Below are 20,075 nucleotides of genomic sequence, written 5' to 3'. Positions count from 1 at the left end.
ATCGCCAGCCCCTGCAACGAAACATCGGCCAGCCCCATAAGCAACAGCAACGGTGCTGCCAGCATCGGATAGACGGCGATCGCGATCGGCCCCAACCGGTCGGTGAAGCGCATCAGCGCAAGCCCTGCGATCGAACCGCCGACCGAACTGACCGACATGATCATCGCGGCCTGCGTCCGGGTGAAGCCGACATCCTCGAAGATGATCGGGCCCCAGTTGGACTTGAAATAGACCGCCATGGAACTGCCGATATAGGCGAGCCACAGCAGCGAGGTGATGGGGCGCAAATCCCCCTTGAACAGCGTGGCGATGCGGAAATTCTGTCCGGCCGCCGCAGGGGCTTCGTCGGAGACGAGGAACCGATCCTGCGATCGCGCGCCCAGCCCTGGTTCCAGCGCGTTCAGCGCCTTCGCGATTCTTTCAGGCGAACGGCCCTTCACCGCCAGATAGCGGGCGGATTCAGGGAGCAGGACGAACAGGAGCGGCACCAGAAAAAGCGTTGTGACGCCCGAAAGCAGGAAAACCGATTGCCAGCCGAAATGCGGCGCGAGCCAGACCGTCATCGGCCCCGCGACCACGCCGCCCAGCGTATAGCCCATCATGATGACCGTCACGACCGTCGCCCGATAGCGGCCGGGCACATATTCGATGTTGAGCGCCCAGGCGAGCGGCATCAGGCCGCCTAGCGCCACCCCGTTCAGGAAACGCAACACCATCAGCATCGACATCGAGGGCACCAGCGCGATGCCGATGCTGGTCACGCCGAACGCGGCGACCGATGCGATGATGATCGGCCGCCGACCATATCGGTCGCCCAGCCAGCCGAAGGCGATGCCTCCCAGCATCGCGCCGAACACGCCGATAGCGAACAACTCTCCCAGCGAGATGGCATCCGCCCCGAAGCCGTCGCGCAGATAGGGCGCGACGAACGACATGACGAGCATGTCGAAGCCATCAAGAAAGGTGATGGTCCATGAGATCGCGATCAGACGGATCACGAACGCATTGATCTTCTGCCGTTCGATCACCTCCGTCACCTCGATAGCGACGGAGGGAAGGCGGTCTGCTGGGTTTGCCGTCATCCTGGTTGATCCCGGTCCTGTGCTTATCCGCCGAAATGGAAGCGAGCACCGACCTTGAACGCACGACCGACCGGATCGAACAATATCTGGTTGGTGCCGCCCGATGGTCCGGGGATAGCCGGCGGATCGCGATCGAGGACGTTGTTCACCGTGGCGAACAACTGGAAGGTCCGGCCGCTGCCGGTTTCGACATTCACCCGTGCGGTAAGGTCGAGGTAGAAGCGGCTCGGCACGCGATTATTGTCGACGCTGTTGGGCAGCGTGACGGCATAGCCATCCTGATCCGGGCCGATGAAGTTCGTCCAGTAGAGACCCGACGGAATATAGCGGCCGTGACCCGTCAGTTGAAACCGGCCGGTCGTCCAGGTCAGGACGCCATCCAGCACATAGTCCGGCACGCCCGCGATCGTCCCGGTGCGTTGGCCCGTCTGGCCCGCCCTGTCGACGGGGCCAAGGGAATCGACAGTCGTCAGTTCATTCGTGATATTCGCGATCAACTGCGCATTGAGGTCGCCCAACGCGCCGATCGGCTGGCGATATTGCAGTTCGATATCATAGCCGCTGGTCTTGAGCGCATTGGAGTTCAGGATGACATCGCGCACCTCCACAATCTGGTTTGCGGCGTCGCGGGTGATCTGGTTGCAGAAAGCGGTGGCGCCCTGCGCGCAACGGTTGACCAGCGTCTGCGCACCCAGCGCGCCGATCGCATCGGCAACTTTGATATTATAATAGTCGACCGACAGACGCATACGTTGCAGCAAGCCGGATCGCGGCGCAATAACAACGCCCAGGGTCCAGCTATCGGCCTTTTCGACCGAAAGGTCGGTGTTCGACCCGGTGATGACATTGGGGTTGGTCTGCAATCCGCCGTTGATCGGGTCCGACAGGCCGATCGACCGGCGCGTCTGCGGTCCGAACAATTCGAAGATGTTCGGCGCGCGAATGTCGCGCGACCGGGTGCCGCGCAGGCGGACGCCTTCGATCGGTTCATAAACGGCGCCAGCTTTCCAGGTCGTCACCGACCCCGTCGTGCTATAATGGGTACGGCGGATCGCGCCGTTAAGGTCCAGCGCATGGCCGAGCGCCGAATCCCGCAGCACCGGGATCGCTATTTCACCAAAGGCTTCCTTGACGGTGACGCCCCCCGAAGTGGCGGAACCGTTGAGCGCATAGAAGCCATTCGCGGCGGAGATCGGATCGGCCATGCCATCGACCGTGTCCCGCCGATATTCCGCGCCGACCGCGACCGTCACCGCGCCGGCCGGCAGGTCGAACAACGTGCCGCGCAGGTCGACGCCCGCGACATGCTGTTCATTGACGGTGTGCTGCAACCCGTTGCCGGTGATGTAGTCCACCGCCGCCTGGTTATATTGACCCTCGCCAAAAGGATTATAGGGCGCACAGGAGGGGTCGTCGTTGGTGGTGGTCGCATCGGCATTGACGCGGCACACTATTCGATTGCCGGACCGCACCGCGTCGGTCGCCTTCAGCAGATTTGCCTGATTGATAAGGTTCGTCGCCCGCTGGGTGAAGTTGGTGCGACCATATTGGTAGAAGCCCTCGACCGTCCATTTGCTGCTCAGCTTCGCTTCGAAGCCAAGCACGCCGCGATAGGTTTCGGTCGTCGATGTCGCCTGACCGGGGCCAAGGTCGAACGCCGCCTTGCCCAGGATGAAGGACGCGACCCCGTTGGCGTCCATCGCTGCCGCGACGGGCGCCGGTATATAGGGATTGTCGCGTTTGATGCGCCCAAGCAAAGAGCCGTTGAAGTCACGGAAGATCGCACCGTCGACCGTGCCCTTGACCCGCCCGTATGAAATATCGGCAGTCAGCGTCACATCGTCGGTGACTTCGGCAGTGAGTGCGCCATAGCTGGAGATGCGCTCCAGCGGCACCTTCAGCCGCAGGGCCGACATGAAGCCGTTGCGCCCCTGCCCCTCACCGCCCAGCATGAACAGCGGGCCGACCAGCGTGCCATATTGGAAAGGCGCAGCTGTGCCGTCTGGCAGGAATTTCGTGCCGCGAAGCGGATCGGTGGCGGTCGTGCCGATCACCCGTCCGGCGGCATCGTAGGAACGGTTGATGAGGCCGCCGGGCGTCATGGTCGACGTGTTGACGCCCGCGACGATCAGGTTGGCGGGCAGGCCGCCCGCGCCCGGCGCGGTGTTACCCAGGATGAGCGTCTGGCTGTCGCACCAGCGCCGCTTGGTGCAATTGCCCATTCCTTCCAGCTTTTCATATTCGACGGCGCCGACGATATGGATGCGGTCGTTCAGGCTGGTGCCGCCCGACAGGCTGGCGAACAGATTGCCGTCGTCGCCGCGCTGCGAAATGCCCGCCGAGATTGCGCCGTCGAGGCCCTTCTTCTTCCGGTCGAGAATGAAATTCACCACACCGGCGACGGCGTCGGACCCATAAGCGGCCGATGCGCCGCCGGTGACCACGTCGACCGTACGCAACAGCGACGAAGGGATCAGGTTGGTATCGACAGAACCCTGCACCGTGCTAGGTACGAAGCGTTTACCATCGACGAGAACGAGGGTGCGTTGCGGATCGAGACCGCGCAGGTCGAGCAGACGCGCGCCGATATTGCCGCCCTGGTTTGCCTGGGCGCCGGGACCGCTTGATGCGCGGAAACTGGGCAACTGATTCAGCGCTTCACCGACATTGTTGATGCCGAGTGCATCGAGCCGTTCCGCGTTGATGGAAGTCACCGGAGTCGGTGCGCTGAAATTGGAGCCGAGCCGCGTGCCGGTCACCACGATATCGGGTACGGGGACGTCGGACGATGCTGCCTGTTGCTCGCGGGACGGCTGATCGGCGGGCTGTTGTTCCTGCGCGGAAGCGATGTGCGGCGATGCCACCACCGTCGCGCCGATGATGGCCAGGATGCTCGCGCTCGCCCGCCTCCACTTCATGCTCAATCGCATAGTCAAACTCCCTCTCCGGCCTTCTGATGCGGCCTCATATCCAGATATGTGTACCTCGATACATAAACTGTCAATGCCGTAATTCTCTTTGGAGAGGGGATGCAAAATGGGGTTTGGCAGACGGTCGCCGCCACCGCTAAGAAGGGCGTTGCCCGAAATTTCCCTTCGTCCGCTTTGCAACAGGATTGGCATGGCCTCTGACAGACCGCATCCGGTAGATCTTTTCGACAGCACGACGCCGCAATATCGCGCTTATTTTCCCGAGGGTTCGCGCGACGATGTTGAATTCCGACTCACCCGCATCCTGTCCCTGTCGGCGCGGCGATGGGGCACCTATGTCGAAAGCCGCATGATGGCCGCCACGGGACAATCCCGATCCAGGTGGCAGACCTTGTTCGTCCTCAATGTCGCGACGCCGCCCGTCACGACATCCCTGCTGTCCGCGCGCCTGGCGATCCAATGGCCGCCGCTTGTCAGGACATTGAACTCGCTGGAAGCCGACGGCCTGATTCGGCGAACGGAGAATCCGAACGACAAGCGTTCCCGCTATATCGAGATCACCCCCGCCGGAATGGCTGTGGTGGAGCAGGTTCAGCCGGCGCTCTCGGAAATCAGGTCGTCGGTATTTGCCGACCTGAGCGAAGAAGACATGCGCCTTGGCATCCGCCTGCTGGAGCAGATCGTCGTCAGGATCGCTGAAACACAGGACTCCAACGATAGTGGCGACGGTTAAGGAACTGGACGCTGCTATCTACTGGCGGCAGGCTCGAAAGGACGGGATGGATCACCCGTCCATCGCATCAGACTGATCTCGGCTGACTGCCGACCTTTCGCGCCGGCATTCTGCACCAGATAATAAAGCCCATCACCCAGCGGCTGGAATCCGACGTCGGCTTTCTGGTTCCATCCACGAATGCCCGTTTGAGTGTCGTGCAGCCCTTCCGGCGCCAACGGAAGCAACAGGCCCTTCTCCCATTTTGCACCATCACGGCCGCGCACGCCGATCAGATCGGATAATATCGGCGCGCCGTGGCCGTCGACGGCGAATAACAGATAATTGGGCCAGACCGGCTTGTTGCCCTGATAGACGCCCATGAACCAGCGATGCAGCGTCGGATCATAGGCGAGATTCTGGACGCCATAGCGTGTGTTGCCGGTGCGTACGAAATATTTGCCGCGCATGGTCGCAGGGCCGCTGTGATGGAGCATATTCTCATCGATCGGCTTGGCCAATGCGTCCCATTCGCCGATATCATATTGCAGCAATATCTGATGGTCGTTGTCGGTGCGCATCTTGTCGCCATAGATGCCATAGGCGACCGTCAGATATTGCGGACCATCGATGCGGCCGAAGGCCGGGCCGAATGAAACGCCGTCGATCCCCGAACAGCCGTAGCGATGATCGGAGGATGCATCCTCCGTCACCTTGCCCTCGCCATCGAGATCGGCGGCATAATCTTTCGTGACTTCGGCCAGGTAGATGGCCCGCATCATATCGGCTTCGCCCATGGTCATGCCCACGCGATCCAACCGTGCGCCATCGATCACGGCGATGTAGAAGGCATCCTCCTTGCCATATTCCAGCGATCCATAGACTTTTCCATCAGCCGGATTGAAATCAAGGTCGCCCAGATGCCCTGACCAGCCGCGCAACGTACCGATCAGGCGTCCGTGAAAATCATATTTGGCGAGCAGGTTGGTGAAGGAATAATAGATATAGCCGCCCTTCCGATCGACGGCGATGCCTTGCACATGCCCGGAATACCAGGGGCCCGCTGTCTGTAGCGCCGGTGGACGAGGATGGCGGGAGGGATCGGCCGCCCATCCCGGCACGACCAGCGTGAAGCACAGCATCAACGACAAGAGGCGGCAGAGCGTGACGCTGAGGCTGGGCATTGGGACCATCCAGGACAAGGGGTGAAAATCAGCCGGCAAACACGCGTCGACCGTGATCGACGGCCATGCGGTGCGTGCCGGCCAGCGCCAGGCTGCGTGTCTTGATCGTGTCCAGGAATAGCCATTCGCCCGTCACGCGCTGATGGCGGATATCGATCATCATATAGCCGCGCTGGCTGGTATCAGCCCATTTGAGTTCGGGATTGGCAGCCATGAAGCCCTGCGCGATCCGCCTGGGGTCTCCGGACAGGTCGCCTTCGATCCCGCCCGACGTCACGGCCTGCCCGGCAAATTCGACGCCTGCGGGTTTACCGTCCTCGACCAGGGCATAAGCCCAGGCATTATGGCTGTCGCCCGCGAGCATGACCAGGTCAGCGTCCGCCACCTGCGCCGCTTTGAGCAAGCGCGAACGGGCGGCCGGATAACCGTCCCACCGGTCCATCCACATCGGCAGGCCGCTGTCTGCCATGCGCACGCTGTTGCGGTAGCGCTGAACCAGCCTGGGATTGGCATCGGGACGCAGCCAGTCGACGACATTGGCGGGCATCACAGTGCGGCCGATAATCGTGCCCATGCCGACCATTTGCCAGGCGGTGGTACGGGCATTGGCCTTGAACGCATGGGCCAGCCAGCTTTCCTGCGTCGTGCCCAGCATGGTGGCGGACGAATCCTGCCAGACGCCCTCCCGGAAATTTTTCAGGGCTGCATCGACATCAGGCGCGTTGACGGCCGCGTTGATGTCCGCTGGACGGGTGCGCGCCAACAGCCGCGATTCGGTGCGATAAAGTGTCGCCAACGTGCCGATCGCATAGGCCTTCCACGGCTCGTCGGACACCGGCATCCATTCGCGATAGACCTGCATCGCGGCGGCACGGCGAATGTTCCAGTCGCCTTCCTTGTCGCTCTGGTGGTTGGCCGCACCCCCTTCCCAACTGTCGTTGGCCGATTCATGATCGTCCCACAACGCCACCATCGGCGCGATCTGGTGCAGGCGCTGCAAGTCCGGATCGGCGCGATAGGTCGCGTAGCGCAGACGATAGTCGGCAATCGCAAGAATTTCATGATCGGGCAGAAACGGCAACCGACCCGCCACTGCCTGCTCGGGACGGACCGAGGCCGTGCCATATTCGTAGATATAGTCACCCACATGCAACCACAGGTCGAGGTCGTGGCGCGCGGCGGCATGGCCATAGGCGTTGAACCAGCCATAGGGCAGGTTGGAGCAGGAAAAGACGCCCAGGCCAAAGCGCGACACATCACCCACTGGCAGCGTCTTGGTGCGGCCGACCGGCGACTTGCCGCCGTCCGGTGCGACGAAACGATACCAGTAGACGGTGCCGGGCGTCAGCCCGTCGACGGTGATCTTGACCGTCCAGTCGCGATAGGCGCCGGTCCGCACGCTACCGCCCGACACGACCTTCGCGAAATCAGGATCGATCGCCACTTCCGCGTCCAGCCGGACGCTTTCCTCACCCACCGCCGAAACATAGCGGGTCCAGAGCAGCATCGAGTCCGCTCCCGGCTCACCGCTTGCAACATTGTGGGTGAAACCCCTCGCACCCAGAAGGTTGATGGCCAACGCGCGTCCGGCAGGGAGCAACAGCGCACCGATGCCAAGGCCGCCGCCCAGAATGAGGCTGCGTCGGTCAATATGTAGAGCCATGATCGTCACTTTCCTGCGGGATGAAGACGGGCATGACGGCCGACATGGCCGCCATGCCCGTCCCTCGGGGGATCAAAAGCTGCCCTTGATGCCGATATTCCACATCGATCCGTAGATGCTGTACTGGCGCACGCGGCTGCGGACGTTGGAATAGATGATGTCTGGCGAATTGAAGATGTTGCGCCCGGCGATGTTCAGCTCGAAGTTGCGGCTAAGCTTGAAGCTAGCGCTGATGTTCCAGAGCTGGCGGTCGGTATGGTAGAGGATGCCGTTATTCGCGGTGGTCAGCGTATTGCTGAGAGCGCTCACTCGATATTTGGACTGCCAGTTGCCGGTCAGTTGGAAGTCGAACGGACCATAGCTGTAGCGCACGCCCCAATTGGCCGATTTTTCCGGTGTATTGACGCGCTCGGCATCGGGGAAAAGCCGGGTGAAGGAGCCACGCAGGCCCAGTCCTTTGAGGATACCCGGCAGGAAAGTGAGCTGTTGGTCATACTCGAAGATCAGGCCTTCGTTGGTGCTGGTGCCTGGCAGGTTCTGCGCGCTGCGGAAGGTGTAGCCGGCATATTCATTGGGGTCGAAGCCGACCGCCTCCGGATCGACCTCGATGCCGGTTACCTGCATATCCTTCATATCCAGCTTATAATAGGACAGACCGATGATGCCCGACGGTTCCAGATAATATTGCAGGCTGGCGAAATATTTGGTCGAATGCTCGGGCTTAAGCAGCGGGTTGGGGACGTTGACGATCATCGTGTCATCATTGACCGACACCACCCCGCCCAGATTGCCATAGTCGGGCCGCAGGATCGACTGGCTGAACGCCAACTGGCCGACCAGCCGCTTGGTGAAGTCATATTTGACCCCGCCGCTCAGGAACCAGTCGTCATAGTCCCCGCGCCGCGTGCCATAGGTGCCGCCATTATATTGGTAGAGCAGCCCCTCGACCGTATTGATCGAATATCCCGCCGCGGTCACTTCGCTCGTGGGACGGATGTTGGCGATCTGCGCAGCGGTCTTTGTCTTTTCATAGCGCAGGCCAAGGTCGAACGACGCCTTGCCGGCGCGACCCTGAACTTCGAAATAGGCGGCGTAGATATCTTCCTTGACGCGCTTGTCATTGTCGAGATCGCGCTTGAGATTGCCAACCGTATCCGCAACGAAATATTCCGGATGCGCCTTGTAGATGTCATACATCCCGTAATTGCTGTCGGCCCGCCAATTCTGCGCGTTCATGTTCCCGGCATCGAATCCGATGATCTGGAACTCGTAGTTGTTGGTCCAGGGAATGACCGCCGCCGGGTCTCTCTGGCTCAAATCGCCATTGGGGCCGACATATTGAAACTGGTTGTAGGAGCCTTCATTGGTCCTCCAGTCGTTCACGCGCGCGCTGAGCCCGGTCATCAGCGTGACGGGAACCGCGCCGACGGTCAGCTTCCGCTTCAGGTCCAGATTACCGCCATACATCTCGTTACGCGCATCGGATTCGGCGGTGCGGATATTGTTGCCAATGTCGATGTCCCGGTTGAAATTACGCGGGTCGCTCCAGGATCGGCCAGCGGTCTGCGCCAATGTCCAGGCGTTCGATTCTTCCGAAGGGCGGTCCAGCGTGAAACCGATGCCCGTCAGCCAGCTATCGGTGCGCTGGAAGAAACCCTTGCTCATGTCGCGGAAGTTGAATTCCGAACTAGAATAGCTGCCGCGCAGCACGGCTTCCCAATCGTCATTCTTATATTCCAACTTGGGCGCGAACAGCATGGCGGGCGTGCCGGCGTAGCGATGGGAATATTCCGTGCGCAGCCGCGTATTCTGGCCGTTGGGATTGACGACGATATGGGTCGAAGTCGAATCCGGCGTAGCGTAGGACCGGGTCGTCGTGCCGAAGGTCAGATAGGTATATTGATTGAAATATTCGACATCGTACATCGAATAGGTGCCGCGGAGGGACAAGGCGAGTTCGTCGGAAAATTTATAGTCAACGGACAGGTTCGCGGCGGTACGGCTGGTCTTCTTGGGACCGGGCCGCCACATGACCTGATAGGGGATGACCCGGCCGTCGGCCAGATAGGACCAGTCGGTCTGGATACGGTCCTGCTGGACATAATTGGCGTTGTAGCTGCCGCTGAACGCGATCCCCAGCCGCCCGTCCAGGAAGACGTCACCATAGCTGAAGCTGGCTGACGGATAGATGCGGGGATGTTTGCGGTCATCAGGCAGATAGATCTGGCTCAAACCCGCGTCGGAGGTGCCGACGCCGCCCAACTGGAAACGCAATTGCCGCTTCTTCAGTTGAAAGGCATATTTGCTGCGCAAGTTGATGGCGCCGCCGGGCGCATCCGCATCCAGGCGCGCGGTCAGCGTATTGTTGAGTTCGATGGATTCGATGCCGGTGATCGACATCTGCTCGAAACTGTTCTGGCGGCCATTATTGTTGTTCGAGGTAGCCGTCGCCATGCGCGCGCCGTCGGTAGTGAAGGTCGAATATTTTGGGGTCGAGGCCACCGATTCGCACCGCCGTCGCATCGACTTCGGTATAATCCAGCGAGATGCCGGGCATCTGTTTCATGAATTCACCGACATCGCCCATGGTGAGCAGGCCATAATTGTCGGCGGCGACCACGGTCTTCGCATTGGTGGCGGCGCGGCGCTCCATGATAGCGGCGGCCTGCCCCTCGCGCCGGGCAGTGACGGTAATGGCGGAGGCGGCATCGACGGCGGAGCCGCTGGAGGTCCGCGCCTGCAGCGCGACGTCCAGGGTTGCAACCTGCCCCGATGCGACAGCGGCGGTCAACCGTTCCGACGCCAGGCCGGTATATTTAACGATAACCGTTGCAGTCCCAGCCGGAACGCCGGTTAGCCGAAATTCGCCGTCATCGTCCGAAAAGACCAGGATCGACGTGCCTTCCACGCGGATTTCAGCGTTGCGCAGATATTCGCCGGTAGCGGTATTGAAGACGCGACCGCGCACGGTGCCGATGCCGATTGCCGGCCCCTGGGCGGCGGGGCGCGACGACCGCAGCGTGATGATGTTGCCGTCGTCGGCATCGATACGCAGCGGCGTCCCGGCGATCAGGCGGCGCAGCGCGGTGCGGATGTCCATGCGCCCCTTGATGGCGGGTGTCGAAATGCCTTCCAGATCACGCGCCGGGGCAACGATCTGCACCTGCGCCTGACGCGCCAGTTCGGGGATGGCGCGCACGGCGGGCTGCGCTGGAATGTCGAAGATGCGCTCTTGCGCCTGCGCCGGCGTGACGATGGCCAGCGCGACAACAGACGCCCCACAAGTGAGGAGAGAATAACGAGAATACATTGGCTGACAGCCCCCTGCTTACCGCATCTCACGCGGCGTTCCGCATAAAGAGGCTTGCCGTCGGGGGTTCCGCTACCGCCCTTGAAAATTTTTCGCGGGCGACACAGCGCGGGTCAGCAGAAGCTCCCCGCCATGCTGTTCGACACGTGCGTCGAAAATGCGCGACACGGCCCGACTGAAACCCACCGGATCATTGGCGGTGAACAGGCCCGCCACCGGCTCCTGCGCCAGAGCGGGGTCTTTGATGATGATGCGCATGTCGCTATATCGCGCGAAGGCAGCGGCGGCCTGTTGCAATGTCTCACCCTCGAACGCCAGCTTGCCTTCGCGCCAGGCCAGGTCGCGCGCGATCCGGTCCGGCGCGATTGGCTCAGGCCGTTCGGCGGCAAGGCCAGTCGCCATGTCGGCCATGACCATATGCATGTTGGCCGACAACACCAGCGCGGACCGTTTGCTGAAGGGCGTGGTGTCCGGCACCTCGATCTGCCCCTGATGCACCAATATGTCGATCGGATCGCGGTCCAGCTTGCGCACGCGAAATCCGGCCTGGGCGGTGCGCAATCGGCATGTCCCTGCCTCGACGACAAAGGGGCGACGGTCGTCGCGCGTGACCGAGAAATAGACCTCACCGCGCAGCAGCGATATCCGACGCTCTGCATCGTCATAGCGCACACGGATGCTGGTGTCGGTATTAAGCAGGGCGGTGGACCCGTCCTCCAGCGGCACCAGACGCATCTCACCCCGACCGGTGCGGATGATCGCGCCGGCGGCGGGCATACCCACCGATATTGCCGCCATGCCAGCGACGGCCGCGATCGCGCCGCCGCCCCAGCCCAGCGCCTGCCGACGCGAGAGAATAGCCGCGCGTCGACGCGGCGCCTCGAACGGTGTGGGATCGAAGGACGGTCCCAGCGCCTGGGCGGATTCACTCATGAGCGACAGGGCCTGAGCACGCAGCATCGCGCCCTTGTTGCGAGGATCGAGGGACAGCCAGTGCTGGAACGACGCATCTTCTTCCGGAGTCAGTGGGCCACGGTCCAGCCTCGCCGTCCAATCGGACGCCGCCTCGTCAATGCTTCGACTGTCTTCTCGCTTGCCCATCAAACGCGATATTCTCCGGTTCCGTATCTCTAGAGGTTTGAGGTAGCGTCTTTCCGCCACGACCGAACCAGTCAATCAGGAATCGGATACCTCGTGAAATATGTGTTTCGACTGTATTCTCCGATATGCCCATTTGCGCCGCGATCGCGCGCTGTGGCAAGCCTTCCACGCGCCGAAGGACGAATGCCTCTCTTGTTTTCAACGGCATGGCCGCGATCGCACGCGCCAGTTGATGCAATTCGTCCCGGTCGATCGCACATTGTTCAGGTGAAGCGGCATCGTCCGGCTGGTCCAGACGGTCAAGATTGTCGACGACCTGGATCGGCACGATCCGCGCGCGGCGCACATGCCGCGTGATGACGGACCGAGCTACCTGAAACAAATAGGCGCGCGGATAGCGGATCGTGTCGATCCGCTCCAGTTCCGCCAGGATCGTATAGGATTCCTGGATGATATCGTCAGGCTCCATCCCCGCCAGAGGATTACGCACCAACCATCTGCGCAGCGCAGGTTCATGCGGCAGGATAGTGCGAAGCAGCCAGCGCGCCCGTTCTCTGTCAGTGCCGTTCATCCCACATCCGCGACCGATTATCAGGAAACAACTGAGTCGGTGGAGGGCTAGAGGGGAAATGTGACAAACACGCTGCGCTTATCAGGGGGAACCGAAGCTCCTTGGGTGTCCATGTAAGCTCGCTCTGCTGGATACCGATAAGGGGATGCCGGCCGCTCTATATTTTATCGCCCCGGGCAGGGTCCGGCGGTCGAGTTGGCTGATGATCGCCGCGACGGTCCAGCGCTCCGCATGGGGTCGTCTCCTGCCCCATAGGATGCCTTCATGTCATCGGCCATCCAGAACCAGCAGCGCGACACCCTGCCGCGGCAGGCCCAGGTCGACGGCGGATGCGCCACGCGCGCCGCCGGTCACGACGACATCCTCCGCCTGCATCACAGAGGCGGCCTCCAGTTGCGCATATTGATCCTGGTTGGGCGATTGGGGTGAGCCCATCTTCTTCCAGGCGGAAAAGGCATTGGCATGATCGCCATCGACCCGCCACAGCTTCGCTCCGGTTGGCGCGCTCTTCAACCCCTTGAGGCTGATCTTCACCTGCGCATCCGGCCCGGCAACATCGTCATCATGATAGTGCCAAAGCAGCAACGCGACCCTGCCATCTGCCGTGCGTGTGGCGATCGATCCGATGTCGGGTGCGCCCTGCACGCCATCGGTCATGATCGTGTCGAGCGGGATCTGCGCATCGTTGGTGGTTTCCAGCCTGGTCTCGCCAAGCTGGGCGAACAGCCGGAAGACATTGAGGACCGGCAAGTCGACGCCATTGGTCGACAATTGACGATAGCCGGCAAACCAGGGCTGATCCTCGAACTCGAAGGACCAGGACAGGACGCCTTCCAGATTGACCTTTCGCCTTTCCGCCAATTCCCAGATGCGGGCGAAGCTGGCGGCGGTATAGCTCGAATACATGGTGCCGTTGCGGTAAGCATTTTGCGGCCCCGGACAGGCGGCGCAACCTTCCGGATCGCTTTCGCCGATCACGACCGGCTTGGTCGCGAGCGAGGGGATCGACAGTATCTTGGTAAAACCGCGATCCACTTCGCGCAGATGAGTGGCGACGCCCATCCGGACATGGCCGTCAACGAAGAGGGGCTTGCCCTTGGCATGAAAGGACAGGAAATCGGTGGGTGTTCCGGTCTGCCCGGTCACATAATTCCTTCCCGACGACACATGTTTCAGAAAGCCGTCCATGAAGGCACCACCCGCTCCGGCAACATCCGGTCCGCCGACCTTAGCGGTGGGGAGCGCACGGCGGACGGCGGCGATGGCATAATCGTGCAGCTTGTAGAATTCCTCCGGGGTCCCCTTCCAATAGGATGATCCGTTGGGTTCGTTCCATACCTCGAAATACCAGCGTTCAACCTCAGCCCGGCCATAGCGCTCGATATTGTGAAGCGTCCATTGATAGACGAGTTCACCCCATTTGGCATAGTCTTTCGGCGGATAGTTCCAGCCGCCCTCGATCAGTTTATAGTCGAAACCCGGCCGCCAACTATGTTGATAGGCAGTACCAGCCGGCGCGCTCGACATCGCTTCGGGCATGAAACCGATCTGGAGATAGGGCCGCACTCCGCGCGCGAGATAGGTGTCGATGATGCCATCCACCACTTTCCAGTCATAGAACGGCTTGCCGTCTTTCGTCTCGGTATAGGCATTGCTGCTGCCCCATTTGAACGCTGGCGTGCCATCGCCGCTGCTGAGCAAATTATGCGCGCGGAAATAGACTTCGCCCTTCTTGAGTTCGCCCAGCTCAACCAGCAGTTTGCGACCATCCTTCATCGTCGCATAATTGGGTTCGTCCGCGCCGAAGAAGCGCCAGACCGGCGGTAACTTGCCAACCGGCCTGCCCGCATCGATGCTGATCGCAACCTGCCTTGTTGCCTGCGCCTGCACGATATGTGGCAGCGCGATCAGCACCGACAGCGAAGCGATCACCTTGAAGATCGTCATGGATATCCTCTCGAACCTGACATGGCGGGTCTTTGGCAGAGCGACGATTTCCCGTTCCACGGAAGCACCCCCGATGCTACCTCACGACATCTTCCCATCAAAGTCAGAAACGAAACTGTGCACCGAAGTAAAATTGAGCACCGGTTTCGCTATACACGAATGTACTGTCGCGATCAGAGTCGATATACTGCCGATAGCCTCGATTGAAGATATTCAGCCCTTCAAGCGTGAGTTTTACCCGATCCGTCAATTGATAGGATATCGAAGCATCGAAGATGAGAGATTTGTCCACACCCTCCAGATCCTGAAGAGGGTTATTGGCAGGCAGGGCAATGATATAAGGACCGCGATAGGATCCCGATATTCTGGCGCTGAGCTTGCTATCCTCATAGTAAAGTGTCGCATTGAAGGCGTCGCGCGACAGGCCCAGAAGATCGCGCTTGGTCGTATTCGCTGAGCTTGCCGCGAGAAAATAAGTGATCTGCGACTTTACGAGGGTGTAGTTGAATAGCGCGCCCAAGTTCTGGAGGATACCAGGGAGGAAGGTGAAGGCCTGCTGGTAGTTGACCTCATAGCCCTCCAACCGCCCGCCGGGTGTATTGCGAGCCTGATTCACTGTGAAGAGTGTCACATTCGGATCCAAGCCGCTATTGGCGATCAGATCCAGCGGCAATCCCGTCTGCGCGAAAGTCTGCTGCAACGACTGGTTCTGGATATAGGACGCGATGTCCTTTCGGAAATATGCGGCGGAAAGGAGAGAATTTCGCGCAAAATACCATTCGATGGACGCATCATAGGTGGTGGCGCGGATCGGATCGAGTGCAGGATTACCGCTGTTGATGCTGGGTGTCCCGCTAATCACCACATTGGCACCAGGACTCAGAAATCCCAACTCAGGGCGGGTAATAACCTTGGCAACGGCGCCGCGCACCAATAGTTTATCAGTGATATCCCCCACCAGATTGAGCGATGGGAGCCAGTCTTCATAGCCGTTGCGTGCTGTGACGAATTGACCGAGTGACTGCGAATAGCCCGTTGATTTCAGTCTGGTTCGCGCATAGCGCATGCCGGCATTCCCCCTGATCGGGATACCCATGTCGCGCATGTCGAAATCGAACTGGGCAAAGGCAGAGAAGATATCTTCGCGAATATTCCTTGTCGCACCAAGATTTTGGACGAGGGCAAAATCGCCGCCATAGTCCGCCAACCCATAAGCGGACGCAAACTTGTCGAAATCGATCGCTACCCATGATGTCGGGAACACGCCATCCTTCAGGCTCTTTCCAAAGCCATCGACGATTTTGGTATATTCGGCCAGTTGGGCGGGCGTCAGGGTAGGAACGACGAAGTTGTTGGGCCTTTGATAGGCAAGGACATCGAATTCAAACCTGTCGAAATGCGCACCGGTTTTCAGGGTGAAACCGTCGGCTATCTTCCATTTCAACGATCCTTCCAGCACCTTGTTCTTGTTGGTGATATATTGCGGATTGGTACGGATTTCGGCACTGCCAGGCGCGAGCGTATATTGCCCGACATCGGTGACATCGAACCCGTAGCTTATGGTCGGCTGATTTCGACTCTCCCGAAAATCGATGGTCTGCCTCGTATTGTTCCGACCGAACAGGAAGGTAGTCTGTTCATATTCGTCGAAATCAGTCGAGGAACTGCCTGCCAGAAACCTTGCGGACAATTTCTCCGTAAGCTCGAAATCACCGTAGAGGGTATATTGGGTAAATTTGCTGCGGAACCGGTTCCGGGCGGTATCGGAACGCACATCAACGCCGTCGAAAACACCATAGTCGATGTCGTAGACATTCTGCCCGAAATTGGTCCCCTGGGTATTACTGGTTCCCACATCCCGCAAGATCGCTTCCCGGATGGCGGTTTGCGGCTTGCCAAAATTGGGAGCGGCAATCGCGCGCGCGAAGGAGAAGCCTTCCAGCCAATTTTCCTCCCGAAGCACCTTGTAGTTGGAATATAGCAAGTCGGCGCCAAGCTGAATGCCGTCGCGCGGCTCCCATTGCAGAGAACCGGTTACGCCAAGTCGCTTCTGGTCATGATGAAACCGGCCATAACGCGGCAAGCGGGGAAGGAAGACCGTGGAGCGATTAACCGCTGCATAGTTGGGATCGCCAGCGGCCGGCCGCGCTACGCCAAAGGCACAGTCCGTGTCGGTGGTTCCCTGACCGGGGTTGAGGGCAGGCGAAACAGGCGTAGTGCCTACAGGCGAACAAAAGCCGCCATCGGCGGTTGCCGGATTCCAGCCACCCGAACCGAACTGATCCTCATAATAGCGCCGGCGGCTATAGGCGGCTGAGACGAGGACACCGATACGACCTATGCCCGTTTCCCATGTGTTCGATATAAGGCCCGTGAACTTCGGGTCGATATTTTTGGCAAGACTGTTGTAACCACCCTGCGCGCTTACGGCCAAGGTGAAATCCTTGTAATCGAACGGGCGAGCAGCATTGAGATCGACAGTGGCGCCGAGCGATCCCTCTATCGTTTCCGCGTCTGCCGTCTTGCGAACGGTGAGATTGTTGAAAAGCTCGGACGCGAAGATGTTGAAATCGAATCCACGACCCGTGTTGACGCCACGATCGGACGTGGTCGCACCGGAAATCGCCTGCGCTTCCATGCCGTTGACCCGAACGCGCGTGAAACTTCCGGAGAGGCCGCGCACGGTGATGGCCCGGCCTTCGCCGCCTACGCGATTGATTGATACGCCTGGAACACGCTGAAGGGATTCAGCCAGGTTATTGTCCGGGAAGTCCGCAATATCCTCTGCCTTGATCACATCTATGGCGGAGGTTTCCATCTTCTTCATGTTGAGCGCGCTGCCGAGGCTGGCGCGGAACCCGGTCACGACAATATCCGCGTTATTGACGGGTTCAATGGCCGGGGGCGGTTCGCTTCGCTGCTGATCCACCGATTTCGCAGCATCTTCCTGTGCTTGCACTGTTGGCGTCGCGATGGCCAATGCCGAAGTCGCAACCATCCACAAGCCTACGCGATCGCAGCGCTTCATGCGAATCCTCCCCCATTTCATTTGTTTTATTTACATGAATGCGATTCCCCTCTTCGTCAATCCCGCATGATGAAACTTGATCCCACTTTTTTGAGTGAGATGACCGGCCCGGATGTCCACAGAACATCCAGGCCGAACGACAACCGCAAGGTTAGAATGTGGCCAGTTTCAACGTGGCCATGATCCTCCGGCCCGGCATGACGACGTCATCCTTGTTCAACGCTGTCGCCAGCCGCTGGACGTCATTGGTGAGATTCTGACCGACAATGGCCAGTTCGACGCCCGGATATTGGGGGAAGGGACGGATAGCGACCTGACCGTCGAGCGAAACATATGATGGGGTCGATGTATCGAACCGGCCAGCCTTGTCCTGCCGCCCCGCATAGATGAGGTTGAAACCGGCGTCGAGGCGATCGCCCGACCAGTTCAATCCGCCGCCAATGCGATAAGGCGGTATCCGGGGCACGTTATCACCGTCATGCAGCGTCGCGCGCGTATAATCCCCCAATATATTGAAGCGGAAAGTGCCGTGATCGGTCTTGACCAGATCATAGCTGGCTTCGCCTTCCAAGCCACGGAAATGGGCATCCTGCTGACGATAGTTCAGTTCACGCAAGTCGCCATCGCCATCCACCGCGCAAACACCGTCATCATCACAAGTCCTGCCTGTCAGGTCGCCATAGATATAATTGTGGAACCAACTGCTGTAGACGCTACCATCGAAGCGGAAAGCACCGCTCCGAACGCGCAACGTGCCCTCCAGCGAATTGGCGCGTTCCATCTTGAGGAAGGGATCGCCGGTCTCGAAGGTGTCAGGCCCGTCATGTCCTCCGCGCGCGAACAGTTCAGCCATGGCAGGCGCGCGTCCGGTGCTGGAGAAGGTCAGGCCAAGCTTGATGGCTGGACTAACTGTGTAGAGCGCACCGACGGCACCGCTGAGCGGCGTGAATTCGCGTTTTGTGAACAAGTCGGATGCGGGAGTGCCGTTGATCTTCACATTTTCGACCCGACCGCTGGTTTCCAGATGCAGCCGGTTGGTCACACTGGTGTCAGCGAAGAGATAGCCGGCAATGCTTTCCATGGTCGATGGGAATAGATAGCTGCTGTCATCACCCAATGCCGAATAATCACGGTGCTGATATTCGACGCCCAACGCCGAATTATCCACAAAGCCGATCCGGTTGAAAAGCAATTCGGCTCTTCCGTTATATTCCTTGTTCTTGAAGGTGGTGAGGATGGTGCCGTCCGGGTCCTTTTCATCATGCGCATAATCGGCATAGCTGCCGTCCAGACTGAGGGATTTGAGCAGCCCATCACCCAATGCGAAGGAGGATTTGGTCATAACCTTTGTCTGACGCATGTCGATATAGCTGCTGTCGCTTGGTATGCCGTATCTGGCGTCATATTGCGTCACGGCCGCGCCGATATGGCTGTCATTGTTCGAACCGAAGAAATAGGATCCGCCTAGCGATCCACCATGGCCATGGAAGAAGCTATTCTGCTGCGTACCCAGCGGTGTGTCATAGTCACCGGCGTCCCTGACGAAACCGTCGGCATGCAGGGCGAACTGGCCAAGGGAGGCATCAAGCATCCCTGCCCCCTGCCAAAGGTCCGACACACTGCCATAGCTTCCTTCCAGTTCCCCGGAAATCGGATGGCTGGATAGGGCGCCCGGCACGCGATTGTTAATCACGTTGACGACCCCGCCGATGGCCTGGCTGCCATAGCGTAGTGTGCCGGCTCCTCGCACCACTTCAATGCTTTGCGCCGCCAGGGGATCAATGGGAATGCCATGATCCGGCCCGATATCAGAAACGTCGGACACACTCGTGCCGTCCTCCAATATCCGGACGCGATTGGCGTCCAGGCCGCGAATGATGGGCCGGCTGGCGCCCGTAGCAAAGCCGCTGGCCGCGATGCCCGGCACGCGCGCCAGCGCATCGGAGATGGTTGCGCCGCCCTGATGCCGGATTTGGTCGGCATCGACTTTCGCAACGATGGAGGGCGTATCGTCACGATCGTGCGCGATCGGGGATGCGGTGACGATGATGTTCACGCCGGGGCCGGTCGTGGATGAGGAGGGAGACGCATCCTCGGCGGATGCGTGGGAAGAGGCACAGGCAATAACGGCCGCGCTGGCAAAGAGCATGGTGCGCATGAAACACTCCGGGGATAGGGGATATCTGTCCAACCACCCGCACAGGCTCCATACCCACATAGCGGGTGTCAGGCCGTGCGAGGACTTTCCGCAGGTGGTGCGCGGCTACGCCAGGCATGACTGACCGGCACGACATCGGTCCGCTCGATCGGAACATTGTCTTGCCGGACCGATGCGGATGATCGGGAGCCAACCGGTTCCGCCAGATGCGGCAGAAGCGGATCAACTTGCGTAGCCGGGTCGCACAACAGGCAATGGCTGGTCGCCACGCTAGCAAGAGATGGCTGATGCAAACGGCCGGCGGCGCTTTGCGACGAAGCATCATGGCCGATCTCGCGATGGACCTGGATCGCCAATATATTCGAGACAAGCAGGATCAGGGCGATGAC

Annotated in this window: 12 protein-coding genes; 1 reads left to right on the top strand and 11 read right to left on the bottom strand. The window is 60.0% G+C overall.

Annotated features, from left to right (window positions below; translation table 11 throughout):
- Together MOK15_RS21795 and MOK15_RS21790 are read right to left on the bottom strand one after the other, a co-directional pair.
- A partial coding sequence (locus MOK15_RS21795) for an MFS transporter (RefSeq protein WP_242933761.1) occupies nucleotides 1-1,082 on the bottom strand: 1,082 nt, incomplete at its 3' end.
- Nucleotides 1,083-1,105: 23 nt separating this feature from the next.
- Nucleotides 1,106-4,000, bottom strand: a complete 2,895-nt coding sequence (locus tag MOK15_RS21790; RefSeq protein WP_242933760.1) for a TonB-dependent receptor — start codon at nucleotides 3,998-4,000, stop codon at nucleotides 1,106-1,108.
- 202 nt (nucleotides 4,001-4,202) lie between these two features.
- Here MOK15_RS21790 and MOK15_RS21785 point away from each other — a divergent pair, with 202 nt between their 5' ends.
- Nucleotides 4,203-4,745: a MarR family transcriptional regulator gene (locus MOK15_RS21785; protein WP_242933759.1), complete on the top strand. Its 543-nt coding sequence runs from the start codon at nucleotides 4,203-4,205 to the stop codon at nucleotides 4,743-4,745.
- A 14-nt stretch (nucleotides 4,746-4,759) separates the two neighbouring features.
- Here the strand turns inward: MOK15_RS21785 and MOK15_RS21780 are convergent, their stop codons facing one another.
- The 9 genes from MOK15_RS21780 to MOK15_RS21740 all read right to left on the bottom strand — a co-directional run bounded on the left by MOK15_RS21780 (nucleotide 4,760) and on the right by MOK15_RS21740 (nucleotide 19,686).
- Entirely contained in the window at nucleotides 4,760-5,908 is a 1,149-nt protein-coding gene (locus tag MOK15_RS21780; RefSeq protein ID WP_242933758.1) for a hypothetical protein, read from the bottom strand.
- Nucleotides 5,909-5,936: 28 nt separating this feature from the next.
- Entirely contained in the window at nucleotides 5,937-7,571 is a 1,635-nt protein-coding gene (locus MOK15_RS21775) for an alkaline phosphatase D family protein (protein WP_242933757.1), read from the bottom strand.
- A 72-nt stretch (nucleotides 7,572-7,643) separates the two neighbouring features.
- Nucleotides 7,644-10,025 carry a TonB-dependent receptor gene (locus tag MOK15_RS21770; protein WP_242933756.1) on the bottom strand — a complete coding sequence of 794 codons (2,382 nt, stop codon included), beginning with the start codon at nucleotides 10,023-10,025 and terminating at the stop codon, nucleotides 7,644-7,646.
- A complete protein-coding gene (locus MOK15_RS21765) occupies nucleotides 9,997-10,881 on the bottom strand; it encodes a carboxypeptidase regulatory-like domain-containing protein (RefSeq protein WP_242933755.1) in 885 nt (294 codons plus the stop codon). Before MOK15_RS21765 ends, MOK15_RS21770 begins: the two co-directional genes overlap by 29 nt.
- A 72-nt stretch (nucleotides 10,882-10,953) precedes the next feature.
- Nucleotides 10,954-11,982, bottom strand: a complete 1,029-nt coding sequence (locus MOK15_RS21760) for a FecR domain-containing protein (RefSeq protein ID WP_242933754.1) — start codon at nucleotides 11,980-11,982, stop codon at nucleotides 10,954-10,956.
- Entirely contained in the window at nucleotides 11,951-12,553 is a 603-nt protein-coding gene (locus MOK15_RS21755; RefSeq protein ID WP_242933753.1) for a sigma-70 family RNA polymerase sigma factor, read from the bottom strand. The genes MOK15_RS21760 and MOK15_RS21755 overlap by 32 nt, the downstream gene beginning before the upstream one ends.
- 267 nt (nucleotides 12,554-12,820) lie before the next feature.
- Nucleotides 12,821-14,500, bottom strand: a complete 1,680-nt coding sequence (locus tag MOK15_RS21750; RefSeq protein ID WP_242933752.1) for a beta-xylosidase — start codon at nucleotides 14,498-14,500, stop codon at nucleotides 12,821-12,823.
- Between the two features lie 103 nt (nucleotides 14,501-14,603).
- Complete coding sequence (locus MOK15_RS21745) at nucleotides 14,604-17,528, bottom strand: TonB-dependent receptor (RefSeq protein ID WP_242933751.1); 2,925 nt, start codon at nucleotides 17,526-17,528, stop codon at nucleotides 14,604-14,606.
- A gap of 151 nt (nucleotides 17,529-17,679) precedes the next feature.
- Nucleotides 17,680-19,686, bottom strand: a complete 2,007-nt coding sequence (locus tag MOK15_RS21740; protein WP_242933750.1) for a TonB-dependent receptor — start codon at nucleotides 19,684-19,686, stop codon at nucleotides 17,680-17,682.
- Between the last annotated feature and the right edge of the window lie 389 nt (nucleotides 19,687-20,075).

The organism is Sphingobium sp. BYY-5 (genome assembly GCF_022758885.1).
GTDB lineage: Bacteria > Pseudomonadota > Alphaproteobacteria > Sphingomonadales > Sphingomonadaceae > Sphingobium.
Note: the sequence above shows the minus strand (reverse complement) of the source record. Positions and strands in the feature narration are given on the sequence as shown.